Raw genomic sequence first — 17,779 nt, forward strand, 5'->3', positions numbered from 1 at the left:
TGAACGTTAAACTTAACGAGGAGGAGAACTTCATGAAAATGAGTAAAGTTTTAACAGCACTAGCAACAGTTTTGATGGTAGGCACTTTGGCAGCCTGTGGTTCATCAAGCAAAGATAGTGCAAAAGGTACAACTGACACCAAAGAAGATAAAGGGATGGAAGTTTTGGGGGAGCATGTAAAATTTGACCCCAATAAACTAGTCAATGATGGTAAACCAATCCAAATTGAGTATTGGACTTGGAACGAAGGTGATCCTGCCATCACAATGGCAAAAGATTATGAAAAAATTTATCCGAACGTCACTATTAAAGTTGTAAACCATCCATGGGATGATTATTGGACAAAATTACCATTGGCGCTAAAAGGGGATAATGGACCAGCAATTTTTAATATTCATAATTCACAACATGATTTGTTGTTTCCATATTTAGCACCTTATGACATTAAAACAGCAGATTTAACAGCAGATTTTACTTCTGTTGATCCTCACATTATTGACGGGAAAGTTTATTACACCGATAGCATGATTAACACAGGCAATATTTATTACAATAAAAAATTATGGCAAGATGCTGGTTTAACAGATAAAGATATTCCAAAAACATGGGACCAATTCCGTGAAGTTGCAAAAAAATTAACCAAAAAAGATGGTAATAAAATTACGCAAGCTGGATTTAACTGGAACGGCGAAACATATAGTGCGATTTACGAAGGTTTAAATTACCAAAAAGGGGAGTTACTCTTTAAAGATAATGGCAAAAAAGTAAATTATGATAATGATGTAACAAAAGAAAATTTACAATTTTTAATTGATCTATATGAAAAAGATGGCGTAGGTTCAAAAGACTTTGGAGCAGAATCTTCACAAAGTTTTGGGAATGGTCAATCTGCAATGGTTTATAAATGGGGTTGGTATTTAAATGAATTAAAGACCAACTATCCAGATGTGGATTTTGGTGTTTTTGCAACACCAACACCATCTGAAGATACACCTTTAGCCTATGATCGTTTCAATGGGGAGAGCACACCAGGAATTAATAAAAATCAAGCCAAAGAACAACAAGCTGTCGCACAAGATTTCTTAAAATACTGTTTAGCAAATGATGAATATTCCAAAACAGGTGCTTTAGCATTAGCATCGTTCCCTACAAAAAAATCATTAGCAAACGATAAAGATATTATGGCAAATCCTGTTTTAGAAGCTATTGCACCTCGCGTTGAGCGTTTAATTTGGCCAGGTCCATTCCCTGCTACAGTAGAAAGTACTGGAACGCAAACAATGGAAGATGTTTTATTCAATGGTAAAGACTTGAATGCAGCCGTAAAATCAGGACAAGAAAAGATGGAAAAAGATATGAAGGATACAGATTTTACGTCATTAGAAAATAGCTACGCACATATTGACGAAGCAAAATAAGTTGTCAGGTAGGGTGTGTCACAAATTTGACACACCCTTTTTCTAAAAAAGTTAGCGGAAAAATGACTATTCAATTATATATGCTAACGCAGGCGTAAAAAAGGGGTGAAGTAAATGCAAGCTATTAATAAAAAAAGAAATTTTTTTAATCTGAAAAATGTTGCGGTCGTTTTATTGATTATCTATTTTGCCATTTTTCTTGTTTACCCAATCTACAAGGCATTTGCTGGAAGCTTACATGATTGGAATCCAATGATCGATAAATACGATTTTGTTGGTTTAGATAATTTCAAAGATGTATTAACCAGTGATTTATTTTGGAAATCAATGTCCAATACATTTGTTTTTACTTTTTTTGCGGTTTTATTCCGCGTAGTGCTAGGATTAGGACTAGCATTGCTAATTTCCTCAAAACTAACCAAAGCTAAAACATTGTTTCAAGGTCTATTTTATATGCCGACCATCACACCATTAGTAGCTGTTTCTTTTGTTTGGATGTGGATGTTTGATCCGCAATTTGGCCTGATTAACAAGGTTTTTCATCTTGATATTAATTGGTTAAAAGATACACACTGGGCGTTACCGGCGATTATTATTATGACTATTTGGAAGGACTTTGGCTATGCTACCGTGCTTTTTTTAGGTGGCTTAATGGGGTTGCCAGAAGATGTTTTTGAAGCTGCTGAAATTGATGGTGCCACCTCTTGGCAAACATTTTGGAAAATTACTGTCCCATTATTAAAACCAACGACTTTGTTTGTTGTAATTACATCTCTAATTACGTATCTACAAGCTTACATCCAAATCTTGATCATGACTGACGGCGGACCAGGGACTTCAACATATGTTATTTCTTATTTGATTTATGATGAAGCTTTTGTAAAGTATAACTTTGGTTCGGCCTCTGCAATGGCGATTATCTTGTTTGTAATTATTGGTATTTTAACAATTATTATGTTTAAAGTCACCGGTGAAGGGAAGAAAAATCAATGAAAAATATCCGTTCGATTCTTTTAAATGTCGTCTTGTTGTTATTGGCTTTGGTGACAATTATCCCTTTTATCTGGATGCTCGTTTCTTCTTTTGCGCCAAACAGTGAGATTGTAAAAATTACTGGCTCGTTATTTCCTACGCCATCAACTTTTCAGAACTATATTGATGTGCAAGAAAAATTTAACTTTATGCGCATGTTTGCAAACAGTTTGTTTGTATCAGTACTAACAACTGTAATTATCATTTATACTAGTTCATTGATGGGGTTTGTTTTTGCGAAGTTTCGTTTTAAAGGAAAGAATTTACTATTTGGTGTTGTTTTAAGTACGATGATGTTACCATGGGCAGTAACTATTATTCCTAAATACGAAATGATGGTAGACTTTGGCTGGCTGAATACGTATAAGGCGCTAATTATTCCATCAATGGTTTCGGGATTTGGAATCTTTATGTTCCGTCAAGCGATTTCGCAAATTCCAGACGAATTGATTGAAGCCGCAAGAGTAGATGGTGCAAGTGATTTTTATATTTTTCATCGCATCATTTTACCAATGTCCCAAAATGCAATAGCCAGTTTAGCAATTTTCCAATTCTTGTGGAGCTGGGAAGATTTTCTATGGCCGTATTTAATGATTAATGATGAATCAAAACAACTTTTATCAGTTGGATTACGCTTGTTTAATGGCCAATATGGTACAGATTATGGCGGACTTTTTGCTGCTACCGCAATTTCGATTATTCCAGTTGTAGTCATTTATATAGTATTTCAAAAAAGATTTATTGCCGGTGTTTCTAGCGGTGCAATTAAATAGAAACTAACCAAAGGCGATAGTGAAAAAAGAAAGGGCGAAGAAACATGAAAATCACCATAAAAAAAATTGCAGAAGAAGCAGGAGTGAGCGTGACAACTGTTTCAAATGTAATCAATAATAAGGCTAATCGTGTTTCAGATGAGAAAAAAGAGCTGATTAATCAAATTATTAAAAAGTATGACTATTCTCCTAATATGAATGCACGTGCTTTAGTTCAGTCATCTTCACATTTAATCGGCTTGTTGTATTTTTCTGAACGTCCCCGTCTAGATTTCACAGATCCTTTTGTTTCTGAAGTTTTAGAAGGTATTGAACGTGTTGCAAAAGAAAAAGGTTTTTTTACGTTGATTCATAATATTACCTCTCAACAAGATATTGAAGATATTCAAAAAAATTGGAAGTTTGATGGTTTAATCGCCGTTGGTTTCAATCAAGCATTCTTCGAGTTGATTAATGAAAGCATCAGCGTTCCCATTGTATTTATTGATACGCATATTGACGAGCGCGTCTACAATAATTTGCACGAATATCCTGATCGGTACTTTTTGAATACAGATGATTTTAATGCAGCTTACAAACCAACAGAATATTTGATCCAAAAAGGACACGAACAAATTGCATTTTTATCTTATGATTTTGATTTGACGCAATCTGGCGTTGTGCAACAGCGTTACATTGGCTATATGTCAGCACTCAATGCGCATGGTATCGATGTTGATGAAAAATTAATTTTTACAGAAGAAGACTTTGATTTATTGTTGTCTACTAGCGAATCTTTTACAGCTATTTTGGTTACAGCGGATTACTTGGCAATGCAGTTGATTCATTTTCTTAAGGAAAATAAGATCTTTTATGAACGGAAAATTTCTGTTATTGGTTTTGATGATATTAAATATGCGGCCTTAAATGACCCACCATTAACAACTGTGAGACTAGATCAGCTTGCCAAAGGACAAAAGGCAATGGAAATTTTAGTATCCGTTATTGATGGTACAAAAAAAGATTCAGAAGTATTCAATTTGAATAGCGAATTGGTGATTCGACAAACCGTTTATGAACATAAAAATAAGAAATAGGAAGTGAAGAAATGGCAAAAGTGGCAGATCTTTATTACCAATTAGATCCATGGAAGATTGCCGAAAAAGGATTCGATAAAAATCGGAGCGAAGTTTCAGAGGCGATTTTTGCATTGGGAAATGAATATATGGGCGTCAGAGGTTATTTTGAAGAAGGTTTTTCTGGCGCTACTTTACTCGGCAGTTATTTTAATGGCATTTATGAAAATAGTCCGGAAGAAAATCGGGTACAGTATAAGGGAATTGTTAAACGTAGTCATTTTATGGTAAATGCAGTTGACTGGTTAAAGACGGAAATTATCATTGATGGACAACGTTTGGATTTAAATCGTGTTGCTGTTAGGGATTATTACCGTGAACTGGATTTACGTAGTGGTATTTTAACTCGGAGTTTCCAGATTACAACAGGAACAGATAAAGAAGTATTCTTTAAGTTCGAACGATTTTTGGATATGGAGCAAGCACAATGGGGCTATCAAAAAATCTCTGTATGTACTAAAGCCGAGAACGTAGAGTTGGAGCTTACATTAGGGGCTGACTTTAATAGTGAACATGTTTCACAAGGACAAAATTTTTGGCGAGAAATAAAAAAAGATACAGTTGGAGAAACGACTGGAATTCTAGGAGAAACGCTAACAACCAACCAAAAAGTTTTTAGTGGCTTTTATCTAAAAAACAATCAATCCCTGTCAAGTGAAGTCGTGACGAGGGATAAATTTATCGGTCGTAAGTTTAACGTTAAACTTAGTCGTGATAATTGTTTTGAAGTAGAAAAACACGTGAACAATATTGTCAGCAAAACTCCTATTGCAACAGAAAAATTATGGCAAAAAGGTATTCGTGACAGTCAAAGACAACAACAAATTAGCTATGAGCAAACTAAGATTAATCAAAAAGTCTATTGGAAGAAAGTTTGGGAAAAATATGATATTACCATTAATGGGGATGAACTGAATCAACAAGGGATTCGATTTTGTATTTTTCAATTACAACAGACGTATCATGGACAAAATAAAACCAACAATATTGGCGCAAAAGGTTTAACAGGTGAATCCTATGGGGGATTGGCATTTTGGGATACAGAAACTTGTTGTTTACCATTTTATTTGTTGAACAATTTAGATGCAGCAAAAAATTTATTAGAATTTCGCTATGAGACATTGTCCCAAGCACGACTGCGAGCAACTGAATTGGATTGTAAGGGGGCTTGTTATCCGATTGCAACATTAAACGGTCATGAAGCAAGTGATCTGTGGCAACATGCCAGTCTTCAGTTTCAGCCAAGTACCGGCGTCGCTTATGGTATTTTTCATTATATGAATTTGTCAGACGACACAGAATTTTTATACGGTCATGGAATTGAAATGTTAATTGAAATATGTCGCTTTTTGGCTAGCCGGGGTGATTTTAGTCCAACTGGAGAATTTGGCTTCTTTGGTGTGATGGGGCCGGATGAATTTCAAATGATGGTAAATCATAATGGTTATACGAATTACATGGCTAAAAAGACATTTGAATATACGTTACAAACGTTAAGTGAGATTGCAAGAGTAAATCCTGAAAGAAAAATAGAGTTAATCAGTGAATTGCAATTGACGCAAGAAGAACAAGAGTTATGGAAATTGTGCGCAGATAAAACACTGATGTTAATAAGAGAAGATGGCGTGATTGAACAGCATGATGGATTTTTCAAATTGCCACATCTTGATATTCAAGAAATTCCAATTGAAGATTTTCCGTTGTATCATCATTGGTCCTATGATCGCATTTATCGTAATGATATGATCAAACAACCGGATGTTTTAATGTTTCAATTTTTGTATAATCAAGATTTTTCTTTTGAATCTAAGAAAGTCAACTATGAGTTTTATGAACCCAAAACGATCCATGAGTCGTCATTGTCACCTTCAATCCACTCTATCTTAGCAGCGGAATTGGGAAAAAACGAGGCGGCATACGAATTTTTTGGTTTTGCAACCCGTATGGATTTGGATAATTATAATCGCAATACACGAGAAGGTTTGCATACAACTTCTATTGCAGCAGCTTGGATGAATATCGTTTATGGCTTTGGCGGTGTTAGAACGGATGGTCCAATACTTCAGTTAAATCCAACTATTCCGGAAAATTGGCATGATTATGAATTTAAGTTTACCTACAAAAACGCATTGATTGCCGTCAAAGTAAGCCAAAAATTCGTTTCATTAACCAAAATTACTGGTCCTGATATCACAATAAGTCTCTATGATAAAACTGTTACATTAAATGACGAAGTCTATGAAATTAAAAGAAACTATTAGGAGGAACTTAGATGTCTTGGCAAGTTAGAGCAGGTTATGATCCTAACCAAATTGTTTCAAATGGCAATAAGTTTCTCTTGGCAAATGGTTATATGGGCTATCGCGGTACAATGGAAGAGTATGGTGCTGAACAATTAGCTGCAAATACTATTTTAGGCTTGTATGATCAAGTCGGAGATAAATGGCGTGAACCAGTAAATGCACCAAATGGCCTATTTTTTAAGCTTTTTGACCAAGCAACTGAAATCAGCTTACTAACGCTAAAACCGTCATTTCATCAGCAGACATTAGACTATCAACAAGGTTTGCATATAAGAAAAACTGCTTTTTCTTATAACGAAAACACGATCACTCTTCAAGCTGAACGTTTTTTGCATATGAAGCGACTGCATTTAATGGCAGACGAGATAACGCTAGCTGCTGAAAAGCCAATAACATTACAAGTGAAAATTGGGATTGATACAGCAGTTTGGGATATTAATGGCCCACATTTGATCAATTTTGAAACAGAAGATTTAGCAGATCAGATTATTTTGTCAGCCAAAACGCAAAGGGAACACAAAAATATTACAGTAGCACAAGCAGTGAATGCTTCTAAACTGAATTATTTAAAAAAAGAGGGGCAGTTTGCCTACTATGAGGTCACGCTAACGCCTGAACCGATAACTTTTCATATTTTTGCAACAACTTTTAATGCTAATGACTGTCAAAATCCCAAAGAGGCTGCCAAAAAAGAATTAGATGTGGCTTTTGCAATGGACTTTGCTAGTTTGAAAAAAGAACATACGCAGATTTGGAAAGGTCTGTGGGAAAAAGCGGATGTAGAAATTGATGGCGACAGTAAAGCCCAAGAGGCAATTCGATATAGTCTTTATCACTTGTTATCCATTGCACCGAGACATTCCGATACGGTTTCTATCCCAGCTCGTGGTTTATCTGGGCAAACCTATAAGGGTGCAATTTTTTGGGATACTGAAATGTTTATGCTCCCATTTTTTATGCATGTTTTGCCAGAAGTTGCTAAAAATATTTTATCGTATCGCATTTATACACTTCCTGGCGCATTAGCTAAAGCAAAAGAGTACGGATTTAATGGTGCTTTTTACGCATGGGAAAGTCAAGAATTAGGTCAAGATGCAACATCTGATTACAATGTGGTCGATGTGTTTACCAAGCGGCCAATGCGAACTTATTTTCGGGATAAACAAATTCACATTTCTGGTGATATTGCGTATGCTTTTTGGCAATACTATGAATATACAAAGGATTTAAAACTGCTTTTAAAAGGTGGTGCACAAGTCATTTTTGAATGTGCCAAATTTTATTATTCTTATGCGTATTATAAAGTCGAAAAAAATCGCTTTGAATTAATTGATGTAATCGGGCCAGACGAATATCATGAACGGGTTTACAATAATGCCTATACCAATAAACTTGTACAAAAAACAATGAAAATTGCGTTGGATTTATGGGAAATGTTAGCTGAAAATGCGCCAGAAGATTTGGCTGAAATTTTAACGGCAACAGAATTAATGGAAATAGATAAAGAAAAATTTCAACGATTTTATAATGAAATTTATGTACCACAGCCAAATGATGCAGAAATAATCGAACAATTTGACAATTATTTTTCTTTAGAAGATGTTTCGGTTGAAGCAGTAAGAAAGCGATTGCTAGATGACAAAGAGTATTGGGGTGGCGCATATGGTGTTGCTGCAGATACCCAGGTTATTAAGCAAGCAGATGTTATTTTTATGCTGCATCTATTTGGCGAAGACTACACGAAAAGTGAAATTCAAAAAAATTGGGAATACTACGAGCCAAGAACCGAACATGGATCTTCATTGAGTGCTTGTATCTATGCTTTAGTTGCTTGCCAGTTTGATAATCAAGACTGGGCCTATCCTTATTTTATGAAAACTGCCACTGTTGACTTAACTGGAGAGACAAAACAATATGCGGGAACAATTTATATTGGTGGTACCCATCCTGCTGCTAACGGCGGGGCGTGGCTAGCAGCTATAAAAGGATTTGGTGGTTTGTCTGTGAAAAACAACCAGTTGCAAGTCACTCCCAAATTACCAAAATCATGGCAACGTCTGGCTTTTAATACTATTTTTAATGGAGAAAGCTACCATATTGAAATTGAAGCTGGAAAGACACCGCGCATTTCAAAAAAAAATAATTCATAAGGCGTCTTTTAAACACGATTAGCTTAAAACCAGGTAATGAAGTTTTAAGTTAATCGTGTTTTATAGGATGTTTTTTTATGATGTACATAGCAAATAAAAATTCACCTGACAGTAGCTTTTTATGAAAAAATATAGCAAACTTAAAGCAAAGAGAGGGTGAAGGAAATGGGAACAATTGGGTTTTATGGTGGGGGAAATATGGGGCAGGCGATGCTTTTGGGACTATTACAGGCAAAGCTATATGATAAAGCTGATATCTTTGTCTATGATGCATATGCGCCTACCCTAGAAAAAATCAATAAAGATTTTGGTGTGAGAACACTTCAAGCTGCTGATACGTTAATTAAAAAAAGTGATAGTATCATTTTCGCAGTTAAGCCAGATGTTTTACCTAAAGTTTTACCGAAAGTAGCCAAAGTTATTAAAAAAGAGCAATTAGTAATTTGTATTGCTGCAGGAGTTACAATAGATACAATCGCTGATTATCTTGGAGAAGATCAGAAAATTTTACGGGTGATGCCTAACACGCCGGTCTTAGTTGGTGAGGGGATGTCAGCTGTTTGTGCCAATCAAAACGTTACCGAGGAAGAATTAGCGCAAACTTTGGCGATTTTTAGTAGTTTTGGCAAAGCTGTGGCTGTGCCTGAAAAAATGATGGATGTTGTAACGGGGCTAAGTGGTTCCGGACCGGCGTTTGTTTATCTGTTTATTGAGGCGTTAGCTGATGGTGCCGTTTTTGAGGGAATGCCGCGAGAAGCGGCTTATGAATTTGCAGCACAAACGGTTCTTGGTGCCGCAAAAATGGTGGTGGCAACAAAAGAACATCCAGCTGTTTTAAAAGATCGCGTCACTTCACCTGGTGGAACGACAATTGCCGGCGTGAAAGTATTAGAGACAGAAGGGCTACGTGCTGCAGCAATGAAAGCTGTGAGTGCCGCAACCAAAAAAAGTCGAGAGTTAGGTAAATAACGGAGGGGATGAGATGCCAAAAGCTACTTTTTTGAATTTAACTGTTGATAAACAGGAAAAAATTGAAATGATTTTATTGGCAACTTTTTACAACCGTCACATTTCTCAGGTGAAAGTATCTGAAATTGTTGAAAAAATGGGGATGTCACGGGGAGCGTTTTATAAATATTTTAATGATTTGGAAGATGCGCACCAATATGTGGTGCAAAAAGCGTCAGTTGCTGTTCATCGGGAAATTTTGACTTTTGTTTATACGATGTCAGATGATTTGTTCGCCGGGATTAAAACCTATTTGAAAAAAATCGCAGGAGTAGATAAAACAGCAAAAGAATGGCAACAAATCCAGTTGTTAACAGCCAATCCTACCATTTTTGCCAAGCGCAATAGTCATAATAACGGTCAAAATGCGATGGTTTTGCAATGGCAAGAGCTTTTGATCAAGAACGATATTAGCTTGGATACGCTAGCAGAAAGTCAAGAATTGTTATTTTTAATTATGGATTTAGTGATGGAAGTATTGACTGCCTTTATTGTAAATGACTGGGGTGAAAAAGAATTGGTAGATGTCTACCAATTACGGATTAAATGGCTTAAACAGGGTATTCAACAAAAATAAAATAGTTCAGATTAAACCAGGTATTTGCAGCTAAAAATAGTAATTTTGCTATTTTTAAAGCAGGTATCTGTTTTTTGACTATAAGAAAATATAAAATCTTGACAAGAATAAAGTGCTCTACAATAAATATCGTCATGTCAGATTTCACACTCGAATATTTGTAAAGCTAAAGTTGGCAAAACACCAGAAAATAAATTGCAGGAAATTTTTAGAAACCATTTGTGTTATGCGCAGATTGGACTTCACACACATCTATAAATATTAAGAAAATATTAAGCAATTTGCAATTGGCAAGCAGAATTGGTGACAAAGTGTTACTGGGCGTTTAAAGTGAATACCGTACTTAATGAAATTGTAAATAAAGGATGATGAATATGTTTTTAGCAATTAAAGAAATGCGCTATGCGAAGTTACGCTATGGCCTAATCATTGGCATTATGCTGCTAGTTTCTTACGTAGTTTTCTTGTTGTCGGGCTTAGCGTCGGGATTGGCACAAGAATTTATGCAAGCAGCAGGTGACTGGCAGGCCGACACGGTAGTATTAGCCAAAGATGCGAATAAGTCACTAAATGCTTCCCAGTTGACGTTACAAGATTTTAATGACATAGCTACCACCAGCAAGAAGGCGCCCATTAGTATTTATAATGGTGCTGCAAAATTAGATAAAAAAACTACCGATATTACGCTATTTGGAACTGACGCAGATGCGTTTATGTTACCCAAAGTCACTAAAGGTAATCGCAATCTAAAGAAAAATGATATTATTATTTCGCAAAATTTAGCGGATGAGGGTTATCAGATTGGCGATAAGATTACGATTGGCAAATACGAAGAAAAATTAACGATCGTTGGAATTTTCAAAGCGACGTATTACACAGTTACGCCAGTTATTTATTCTGATACGGCAACATTTGTTAATGTAAAATACAATGGTCAAATTCCACAAGATAAAACAAAGACGCCAATTAATGGAATTTTAGTAAAAAAAGGGCGTCCTACTTTTACATCAGAACAAAAAGAAGATCTGGATTCACTAACTTTGGCAGATTTTATTGAAGCAATTCCAGGTTATTCTGCGCAAAACTTAACTTTGAATGGGATGATTTATTTCTTATTTATTGTTGTGGCTGCCGTAATCGGTATTTTCATGTACGTGATGACACTGCAAAAGACAGCGACCTTTGGGATTATGAAAGCAGAAGGTATTTCTACTAGCTTTATCGCAAAATCAATTATTGCACAATCCTTTATGGTAGGTGTGATGGGTGTGCTAGGAGCTGCTTTATTAGCCTTTTTAACGAGTCTGATTTTACCAAGTGCGATGCCGTTTCAAATTGTTGTAAATGATTGGTTGTTATACGGTGTCGTCTTGTTAGTTGTAGCTGTTGTTGGTGGTTTGTTCTCAATTAGAACAGTGACCAAAGTCGATCCAATTACAGCCATTGGAGGTTAAGAATATGGAAAATGCTTTAGAAATGAATAATGTCAAAAAAGTTTTTGGTAGCGGACATACACAAATTACCGCTTTAAAAGGAATTGATTTTGCTGTTCAACCAGGAGAATTTGTCTCGATTATTGGTCCTTCGGGCTCTGGGAAAAGCACCTTTTTGACCATTGCTGGTGGCTTACAGACACCTTCTAGTGGGAGCATCTTAATCAATGGACATGATTTTACGAATCTAAATGAAAAAAAACGTAGTCAACTGCGTTTCAAAGAAATCGGCTTTATTTTACAAGCATCTAATTTAATTCCTTTTTTAAAAATCGAGGAACAATTTTTCTTAGTAGATAAAGTTAAAAAATCTAATTTGGACAAAGAAAAGGTCGAAACAATTTTACGTTCATTGGATATTTTTGACCTAAAGGATAAATATCCCCGTGACTTATCTGGCGGTGAACGGCAACGGGTTGCAATTGGACGGGCCTTGTATAATGATCCAAGCGTGATTTTGGCAGATGAGCCGACTGCTTCTTTGGATACGGATCACGCCTTTGAAGTAGTAAAATTATTGGTAAAAGAAGCCCATCAAAATAAAAAAGCTACGATCATGGTCACCCATGATCCACGCATGACGCAGTGGAGTGACCGGGTCTTGAAGATGACCGATGGCGTACTACAACCGGTGCCAAAAGAAGATTAAAAAAGAACTGTCTGAATCACACAAATAGTGTGATTCAGGCAGTTCTTTTGATTAAATACTATGTTTCACCGATTCATCACTGATTTCTCCAAGTTCAACTTGGATTGTAATATGAGATAAGACAAAATTTTTCGTCAGCTCATGATCCAAGTTCTCCAAAAATTGATTGTTATCTGCTAACGTATCACGACAAACGTGGACTGTTAGTGCATTTTCGGTGGTGCTTAATCCCCAAATATGAAGATCGTGAATGGCTAATACGGTTGGCTTATTTTCAATAAATTTTTTAACTTCATCATAATCTACAGCTTCTGGAACAGCATCTAAAGATAAGTTCACAGCACCTTTTAGTAATCCCCAAGTACCGATAAAAATAATCCCAGCAATGATTAAACTAATGACAGGATCTAGCCAGAACCAATTGGTAAATTTAACGATAATAGCTGCTAGGACAACGCCAACAGAAACTAATGTATCAGCTGCCATATGCAAAAAGGCGCCTTTTACATTTAAGTCGTGTTGCTGGTCTTTCATAAAGAGGTAGGCAGTAAAACCATTGATAATAATTCCAACTAAAGCTACTAGAATGACCTTATTTTCAGCAACGGGTTGACTATTTTGCAATCGAGAAATGGCCTCAACTAAGATGCCACCAATAGCCACTAATAAAAAGATAGCATTAAAGAGGGCCGCTAAAATAGAACTGCGTTTGTAGCCGTAAGTTCTAGTTGCTGTTCGTGGACGGGCGTTTAACAAGATTGCGATCCACGAAATAACTAGTCCTAAAACATCACTTAAATTGTGACCGGCATCGGCGACTAAAGACAAAGAGTTAGCCGAAAAACCAAAAATAGTCTCAATTACAACAAATAAGAGATTAATAATAATTCCAATTTTAAAAGCGCGTTTAGTTTTTGTGGTGGGTGTGTGTAAATGATGCTCATGCATAAGGATGACCTCCAATTTCATTCGATAAATATTAAGCACATTTTTATAAAGAGGTAAAAAATAAAAAACTTACATATGACTGTTTAATCATATGTAAGTTGATTTTAACACAACCAATTAAATTGTGCGAATAATACTCTACCCTTTAACTGGTGTATTTAGATAAACAGAGTAACAGCAATTACAGGTCAGAAGCCGAATTTTTTGAAAGACAATTCAAACCAATGTCTCTAGCCCCAAAATCCGCTGAATAAAAAACATACGTTACATTAAAATAATGGAATAGGTATTAATTAAATGACGTAATTGTGTTCATAAAATGAGGGTTATTTAATTGAAAAAAGAGTGCATATGAGGTAATTTAATGAGACAATAGCCTTTATAATAATGGTGAATAGCAATGGAAAAATAATATTAATTTATTCTTTAAAAATAATAAAATTTATTTTTTGTGACCATAAAAAAACAAACAGAGAGGTTGAAGGGTGGTGGAACTCATGAAAAAACGCGAATTACTACTGGCGAGTTTAACGTTGCTTTGTCTGATAGTTGTTAGTATTAGCTTTTTTAAAGTTTATGCAAGTGCCAAGCGACGCTTGGATCAAGTATTAGTCGAAAATGTAACATTTGACGCTAGCGCCAAAGAAGTTGTGAGTAAAGAGGCGTTGCTTGTTGCTGCCCATATCAATAAAATTCCTCAAGTGACAAAAGTAGACGTCCTTAATTTAGAATCTATTCAAGATATGAAGCCAGGAACTTATGAAATCACCGTTAAGATATATATTCAATTTGATGAAGTTATAACCCGCAAGATTACACTTCAAATACGCGACAGAACAAAACCCGTCATTAGACAAAAGAAAGCCCTAATTATTCCACACAATGCCAAGATTGATTGGGCGGACTATTTCTCAATTTATGACACGGTTGATGGGATCATTTCCTTAGATAAAAGTAAAATTAGTGCAGTTGATACAAATAAAGTTGGTAAGCAGACTGTCGTAATAAGCACAAAAGATCAGGCAGGAAATACTGCTAAAAAAGAAGTAGTAGTAGAAATTGTTTCCAGCACGAGTAGTCACGCGGAAAAATTAGAACAGCCACTGTCTCTTCAAAATAGTTTGAAAAAGACAACAGCACCCAATACGGCAAAAACGCCACAAAAAGAAAGTTCTGCTGAGAATCTAGCTTCACCTACAACAAAGGCTGATTTGAAGTCACCTGACAAGTTCACTTCAGTTATCCAGTTTAACGGTCAGACAATTTCTTATTCGCATGCGACAGGTGCTAATTCTGCTCCTGATGAAGGAGCCGCTACTTGGCTTGGAAAAGGGCTTGTGGACGATAGTGCACCAACACATTTTATTGGACATAATCCCGGTGATTTTGCGACGGTAATGGAGCTTTATGTAGGAGCGCCGATCACTGTTTATGATGATAATGGTAAGCAAAAAACATATCATGTGTACGAGGTCGTTGATGTGACGGATGAAGGATATAATGCCAATGACTTAAAAGACGACGTTTTACCACGCATGTTAGATGAAAAAGGTGAACGGATTAGTTTACAAACTTGTATTAATGATCATATCAATCGTTGTGTGCTAGCCCGCTAGAAAAATAAAAAAACGGTGTGGATGAATTTTGTTCTTGCTTTTTTCTCATAAAAAAATACCTAAAGATATCAGCATTACCAGCTTATAAGCTCATAACACTAGGAATCTTTAGGTATTATTTGTTTTTAAGGAATGCTACACGAAAACACGGACTATTGCTTATTCTTTTTCTTCTTTGACAACTTTGTTATTTAAGTCAGTCCGGACAACTAAAACATCACAAGGTGCGTTGCGGATAACATATTCAGAAACAGAACCGATAAAGAGACGCTCTACTGCATTTAACCCGGTGGCCCCTAGCATAATTAGATCTACGTTGTGTTCTTGTGGTAATTGTTTTGCAATGATAGGTTTTGGTGCACCATATTCAATAACGGTATTAATATCATGGCATTCTTGTTCTTTTGCATAATCGGTATAATCTGCTAATGTTTGTTTTGCCATTTCTGTGGCCTGTTCAGCTAACATACCATCAAAAGAGGAAACTGTTTGAAAAGCTCTTGTATCAATAACGTGGGCAATTAATAGTTTTGCCTCGTTTCGCTTTGCTACATTGACAGCTTTTTTGAAGGCAAGTTCAGCTTCACTAGAACCATCGACTGCCACCATAATTGTTTTATATTGTTGTAACATTTTACCCACTCCTTTACATTTACAACGCCCTAACTACAAAGCATCTTGTTAGCTACAATTTTATTGTAAACTACTTTAGGTGAATTGCAAAAAAGAAGCTATCAAAATCAGAATTATTTTTTGAGTGATTTTGCTAGCTTGAGACTAAAACTTGCTGCAAGTATAAGGACAAGAAAAATATAAAGCAAAATAATTATTTTTAAATTGATGATTGCTGCAATGAAGCCCAAAATACCAAAGCTTAAATAGAAGTGACCATAGGTTTTTAAAAAGCTCGGAATTTCCTCTTGTATTAATAATGGTGTTAATAATTGCGGTTTTTTCAATAAAACATAACTTAAAAGTAATAACAATAAAGCAAATAAAATGACTAAAACACGAATCATAAAAGTAAACTCCATTTCTAAGCTAAAAATAAAAGCCGTCTGTCAAAAGACAGGCGGCTACATTCATAAAGAATGGGTAATATCCGTAGATGCCGTTATTCGTCCCATAGTATTGATCCCGCAATTTCTAGCAGGTGGGTTCCACGGTTTAAGTATCGAACTACCAAAAGAAAAGGCATGTTACCAACTCACACACAGGACGGATCCCAATATATCAATAAAAATGTTCGGTCAACACACAAAAAGGATAACTCGTACATCACAGAATTCCCACTTACATAGTAGCATAGGGGGACAAAAGTAGCAACCAGATTGCTTTTGTTTTTGTAATCGCTATCTTTAACTATCTGACAGCTTTTTGGTTTGTCGCCGTTTATGCTGCCAATCTTTGATACGATAATATTGTTGGCCTAATGCTTGTTCATATTTTCCCGATGCTTTAGGGTGATAATAATGCGCGTCTTTGATTTTATCGGGGAGATACTGTTGATTAACCCAAAAATCTTCGAAGTTGTGGGGATATTGATAACCCACTCCCCGCTCTAAATCTTTTGCCCCTTTGTAGTGACTGTCCCGTAAGTGATCGGGAACATCCCCTGTAGCTCCTGTTCTAATATCAGTAATGGCAGCATCAAGAGCGGCATAAGCGGAATTTGATTTAGGCGATAAACATAAATCAACGACACAATCTGCTAGTGGAATTCGTGCTTCTGGCAGACCAAGACGTTCAGCCGCTAAAACCGCATTGACAGTCCGTGCCGCAGCGGCGGGATTTGCTAAGCCAATATCTTCGTAGCCAATAACCATTAAGCGGCGACAAATAATTGCTAAATCCCCGGCTTCAACTAGCCGTCCTAAATAATGCAGTGCGGCGTCCACGTCGCTACCGCGAATTGATTTTTGAAAGGCTGAAATAACATCGTAATGGGCATCACCGTCTTTATCGTGGGTAAGGGCTTTTCTTTGGATACATTCTTCAATGATACTAAGGGTTAAATGAATTACTCCGTCTTTTTCTGGCGTAGAGCGAACGGCTAGTTCCAGTCCGTTTAAGGCGCTGCGCAGGTCACCATTGGTAGCGCGGGATAAATGAAGGCGTGCGTCTTCATCAATTTTAACAGGAAAATCTCCTAAGCCTCGTTTAGAATCACTTAACGCGAGATCGACAGCTTGCAAAATATCAGCTTCTGAAAGGGGTTTGACTTCAAAAATTTGGCATCGACTGCGAATCGCTGGATTAATTGTAATATAGGGATTTTCAGTTGTAGCACCAATCATAATAATACTGCCGCTTTCTAAATGAGGTAAAAGAAAGTCCTGCTTGGTTTTATCTAGGCGATGGACCTCATCTAATAATAAAATGACTGTCCCACTCATCTTGGCTTCTTCGGCGACAACTTGTAAATCTTTTTTGGTATCTGTTGCAGCATTTAGCATCCGAAAAGCGTATTTGGTCGAACCAGCAATTGCTGAGGCAATACTGGTTTTACCAGTTCCAGGTGGTCCATATAAAATCATAGAAGATAACATTTTGGCTTCCACCATACGTCGGATAATTTTGCCTGGGCCTACCAATTGTTGTTGGCCGACCACTTCATCTAAATTACGGGGACGCATGCGAAAAGCAAGTGGCTTTTGCATGAGAGCAAGCCTCCTTTGTAGGGTTTATAGTGTGTTG

At 36.3% G+C, this 17,779-nt stretch carries 15 protein-coding genes and 1 other RNA gene; 11 read left to right on the forward strand and 5 right to left on the reverse strand.

Features of this window, described 5'->3' with window-relative positions:
• The first annotated feature begins 32 nt into the window (after positions 1-32).
• The 10 genes from AC6R0T_RS01950 to AC6R0T_RS01995 all read left to right on the forward strand — a co-directional run bounded on the left by AC6R0T_RS01950 (position 33) and on the right by AC6R0T_RS01995 (position 12,518).
• Entirely contained in the window at positions 33-1,418 is a 1,386-nt protein-coding gene (locus AC6R0T_RS01950; RefSeq protein ID WP_303753758.1) for an extracellular solute-binding protein, read from the forward strand.
• Between the two features lie 114 nt (positions 1,419-1,532).
• Positions 1,533-2,411 carry a carbohydrate ABC transporter permease gene (locus AC6R0T_RS01955; protein ID WP_206902201.1) on the forward strand — a complete coding sequence of 293 codons (879 nt, stop codon included), beginning with the start codon at positions 1,533-1,535 and terminating at the stop codon, positions 2,409-2,411.
• A complete protein-coding gene (locus AC6R0T_RS01960) occupies positions 2,408-3,223 on the forward strand; it encodes a carbohydrate ABC transporter permease (protein ID WP_206902202.1) in 816 nt (271 codons plus the stop codon). Before AC6R0T_RS01955 ends, AC6R0T_RS01960 begins: the two co-directional genes overlap by 4 nt.
• A 44-nt stretch (positions 3,224-3,267) precedes the next feature.
• The gene (locus tag AC6R0T_RS01965) at positions 3,268-4,299 is read left to right on the forward strand and encodes a LacI family DNA-binding transcriptional regulator (RefSeq protein WP_206902203.1); all 1,032 of its coding nucleotides are present in this window, start codon (positions 3,268-3,270) and stop codon (positions 4,297-4,299) included.
• A gap of 11 nt (positions 4,300-4,310) precedes the next feature.
• On the forward strand, positions 4,311-6,599 hold the full coding sequence (locus AC6R0T_RS01970; protein ID WP_303753760.1) for a glycoside hydrolase family 65 protein: 2,289 nt from the start codon (positions 4,311-4,313) through the stop codon (positions 6,597-6,599).
• An 11-nt stretch (positions 6,600-6,610) separates the two neighbouring features.
• Positions 6,611-8,791 (forward strand): glycosyl hydrolase family 65 domain-containing protein, encoded by a 2,181-nt coding sequence (locus AC6R0T_RS01975; RefSeq protein WP_303753761.1) that lies wholly within the window; start codon positions 6,611-6,613, stop codon positions 8,789-8,791.
• Positions 8,792-8,956: 165 nt separating this feature from the next.
• Positions 8,957-9,760, forward strand: a complete 804-nt coding sequence (proC, locus tag AC6R0T_RS01980) for a pyrroline-5-carboxylate reductase (protein ID WP_303753762.1) — start codon at positions 8,957-8,959, stop codon at positions 9,758-9,760.
• 13 nt (positions 9,761-9,773) lie between these two features.
• On the forward strand, positions 9,774-10,376 hold the full coding sequence (locus AC6R0T_RS01985; RefSeq protein ID WP_230710354.1) for a TetR/AcrR family transcriptional regulator: 603 nt from the start codon (positions 9,774-9,776) through the stop codon (positions 10,374-10,376).
• Between the two features lie 374 nt (positions 10,377-10,750).
• Positions 10,751-11,830 carry an ABC transporter permease gene (locus AC6R0T_RS01990; protein ID WP_303753763.1) on the forward strand — a complete coding sequence of 360 codons (1,080 nt, stop codon included), beginning with the start codon at positions 10,751-10,753 and terminating at the stop codon, positions 11,828-11,830.
• A gap of 4 nt (positions 11,831-11,834) precedes the next feature.
• Positions 11,835-12,518, forward strand: a complete 684-nt coding sequence (locus AC6R0T_RS01995) for an ABC transporter ATP-binding protein (protein WP_206902209.1) — start codon at positions 11,835-11,837, stop codon at positions 12,516-12,518.
• 51 nt (positions 12,519-12,569) lie between these two features.
• Here the strand turns inward: AC6R0T_RS01995 and AC6R0T_RS02000 are convergent, their stop codons facing one another.
• On the reverse strand, positions 12,570-13,466 hold the full coding sequence (locus AC6R0T_RS02000) for a cation diffusion facilitator family transporter (protein WP_303753764.1): 897 nt from the start codon (positions 13,464-13,466) through the stop codon (positions 12,570-12,572).
• Positions 13,467-13,963: 497 nt separating this feature from the next.
• Here AC6R0T_RS02000 and AC6R0T_RS02005 point away from each other — a divergent pair, with 497 nt between their 5' ends.
• The gene (locus AC6R0T_RS02005) at positions 13,964-15,082 is read left to right on the forward strand and encodes a sortase domain-containing protein (protein ID WP_303753765.1); all 1,119 of its coding nucleotides are present in this window, start codon (positions 13,964-13,966) and stop codon (positions 15,080-15,082) included.
• A 159-nt stretch (positions 15,083-15,241) separates the two neighbouring features.
• Here the strand turns inward: AC6R0T_RS02005 and AC6R0T_RS02010 are convergent, their stop codons facing one another.
• The 4 genes from AC6R0T_RS02010 to AC6R0T_RS02025 form a co-directional block, all read right to left on the reverse strand.
• Entirely contained in the window at positions 15,242-15,715 is a 474-nt protein-coding gene (locus AC6R0T_RS02010) for a universal stress protein (RefSeq protein ID WP_206902211.1), read from the reverse strand.
• A gap of 113 nt (positions 15,716-15,828) precedes the next feature.
• The gene (locus tag AC6R0T_RS02015) at positions 15,829-16,101 is read right to left on the reverse strand and encodes a hypothetical protein (RefSeq protein WP_230710348.1); all 273 of its coding nucleotides are present in this window, start codon (positions 16,099-16,101) and stop codon (positions 15,829-15,831) included.
• 76 nt (positions 16,102-16,177) lie between these two features.
• A non-coding RNA gene (gene ssrS / locus AC6R0T_RS02020) (6S RNA) lies at positions 16,178-16,372 on the reverse strand.
• Positions 16,373-16,440: 68 nt separating this feature from the next.
• The gene (locus AC6R0T_RS02025) at positions 16,441-17,742 is read right to left on the reverse strand and encodes a replication-associated recombination protein A (RefSeq protein ID WP_206902212.1); all 1,302 of its coding nucleotides are present in this window, start codon (positions 17,740-17,742) and stop codon (positions 16,441-16,443) included.
• Between the last annotated feature and the right edge of the window lie 37 nt (positions 17,743-17,779).

It is taken from the genome of Enterococcus sp. S86.2 (assembly GCF_059834485.2).

Coding starts and splice junctions, on each gene's coding strand:
- AC6R0T_RS01995 (WP_206902209.1), top strand. CDS start 11,835: ATGGAAAATGCTTTAGAAATGAATAATGTCAAAAAAGTTTTTGGTAGC.
- AC6R0T_RS02015 (WP_230710348.1), bottom strand. CDS start 16,101: ATGATTCGTGTTTTAGTCATTTTATTTGCTTTATTGTTATTACTTTTA.
- AC6R0T_RS01970 (WP_303753760.1), top strand. CDS start 4,311: ATGGCAAAAGTGGCAGATCTTTATTACCAATTAGATCCATGGAAGATT.
- AC6R0T_RS01975 (WP_303753761.1), top strand. CDS start 6,611: ATGTCTTGGCAAGTTAGAGCAGGTTATGATCCTAACCAAATTGTTTCA.
- AC6R0T_RS01950 (WP_303753758.1), top strand. CDS start 33: ATGAAAATGAGTAAAGTTTTAACAGCACTAGCAACAGTTTTGATGGTA.
- AC6R0T_RS01955 (WP_206902201.1), top strand. CDS start 1,533: ATGCAAGCTATTAATAAAAAAAGAAATTTTTTTAATCTGAAAAATGTT.
- AC6R0T_RS01990 (WP_303753763.1), top strand. CDS start 10,751: ATGTTTTTAGCAATTAAAGAAATGCGCTATGCGAAGTTACGCTATGGC.
- AC6R0T_RS02010 (WP_206902211.1), bottom strand. CDS start 15,715: ATGTTACAACAATATAAAACAATTATGGTGGCAGTCGATGGTTCTAGT.
- AC6R0T_RS01960 (WP_206902202.1), top strand. CDS start 2,408: ATGAAAAATATCCGTTCGATTCTTTTAAATGTCGTCTTGTTGTTATTG.
- AC6R0T_RS02005 (WP_303753765.1), top strand. CDS start 13,964: ATGAAAAAACGCGAATTACTACTGGCGAGTTTAACGTTGCTTTGTCTG.
- AC6R0T_RS01965 (WP_206902203.1), top strand. CDS start 3,268: ATGAAAATCACCATAAAAAAAATTGCAGAAGAAGCAGGAGTGAGCGTG.
- AC6R0T_RS02000 (WP_303753764.1), bottom strand. CDS start 13,466: ATGCATGAGCATCATTTACACACACCCACCACAAAAACTAAACGCGCT.
- proC (WP_303753762.1), top strand. CDS start 8,957: ATGGGAACAATTGGGTTTTATGGTGGGGGAAATATGGGGCAGGCGATG.
- AC6R0T_RS01985 (WP_230710354.1), top strand. CDS start 9,774: ATGCCAAAAGCTACTTTTTTGAATTTAACTGTTGATAAACAGGAAAAA.
- AC6R0T_RS02025 (WP_206902212.1), bottom strand. CDS start 17,742: ATGCAAAAGCCACTTGCTTTTCGCATGCGTCCCCGTAATTTAGATGAA.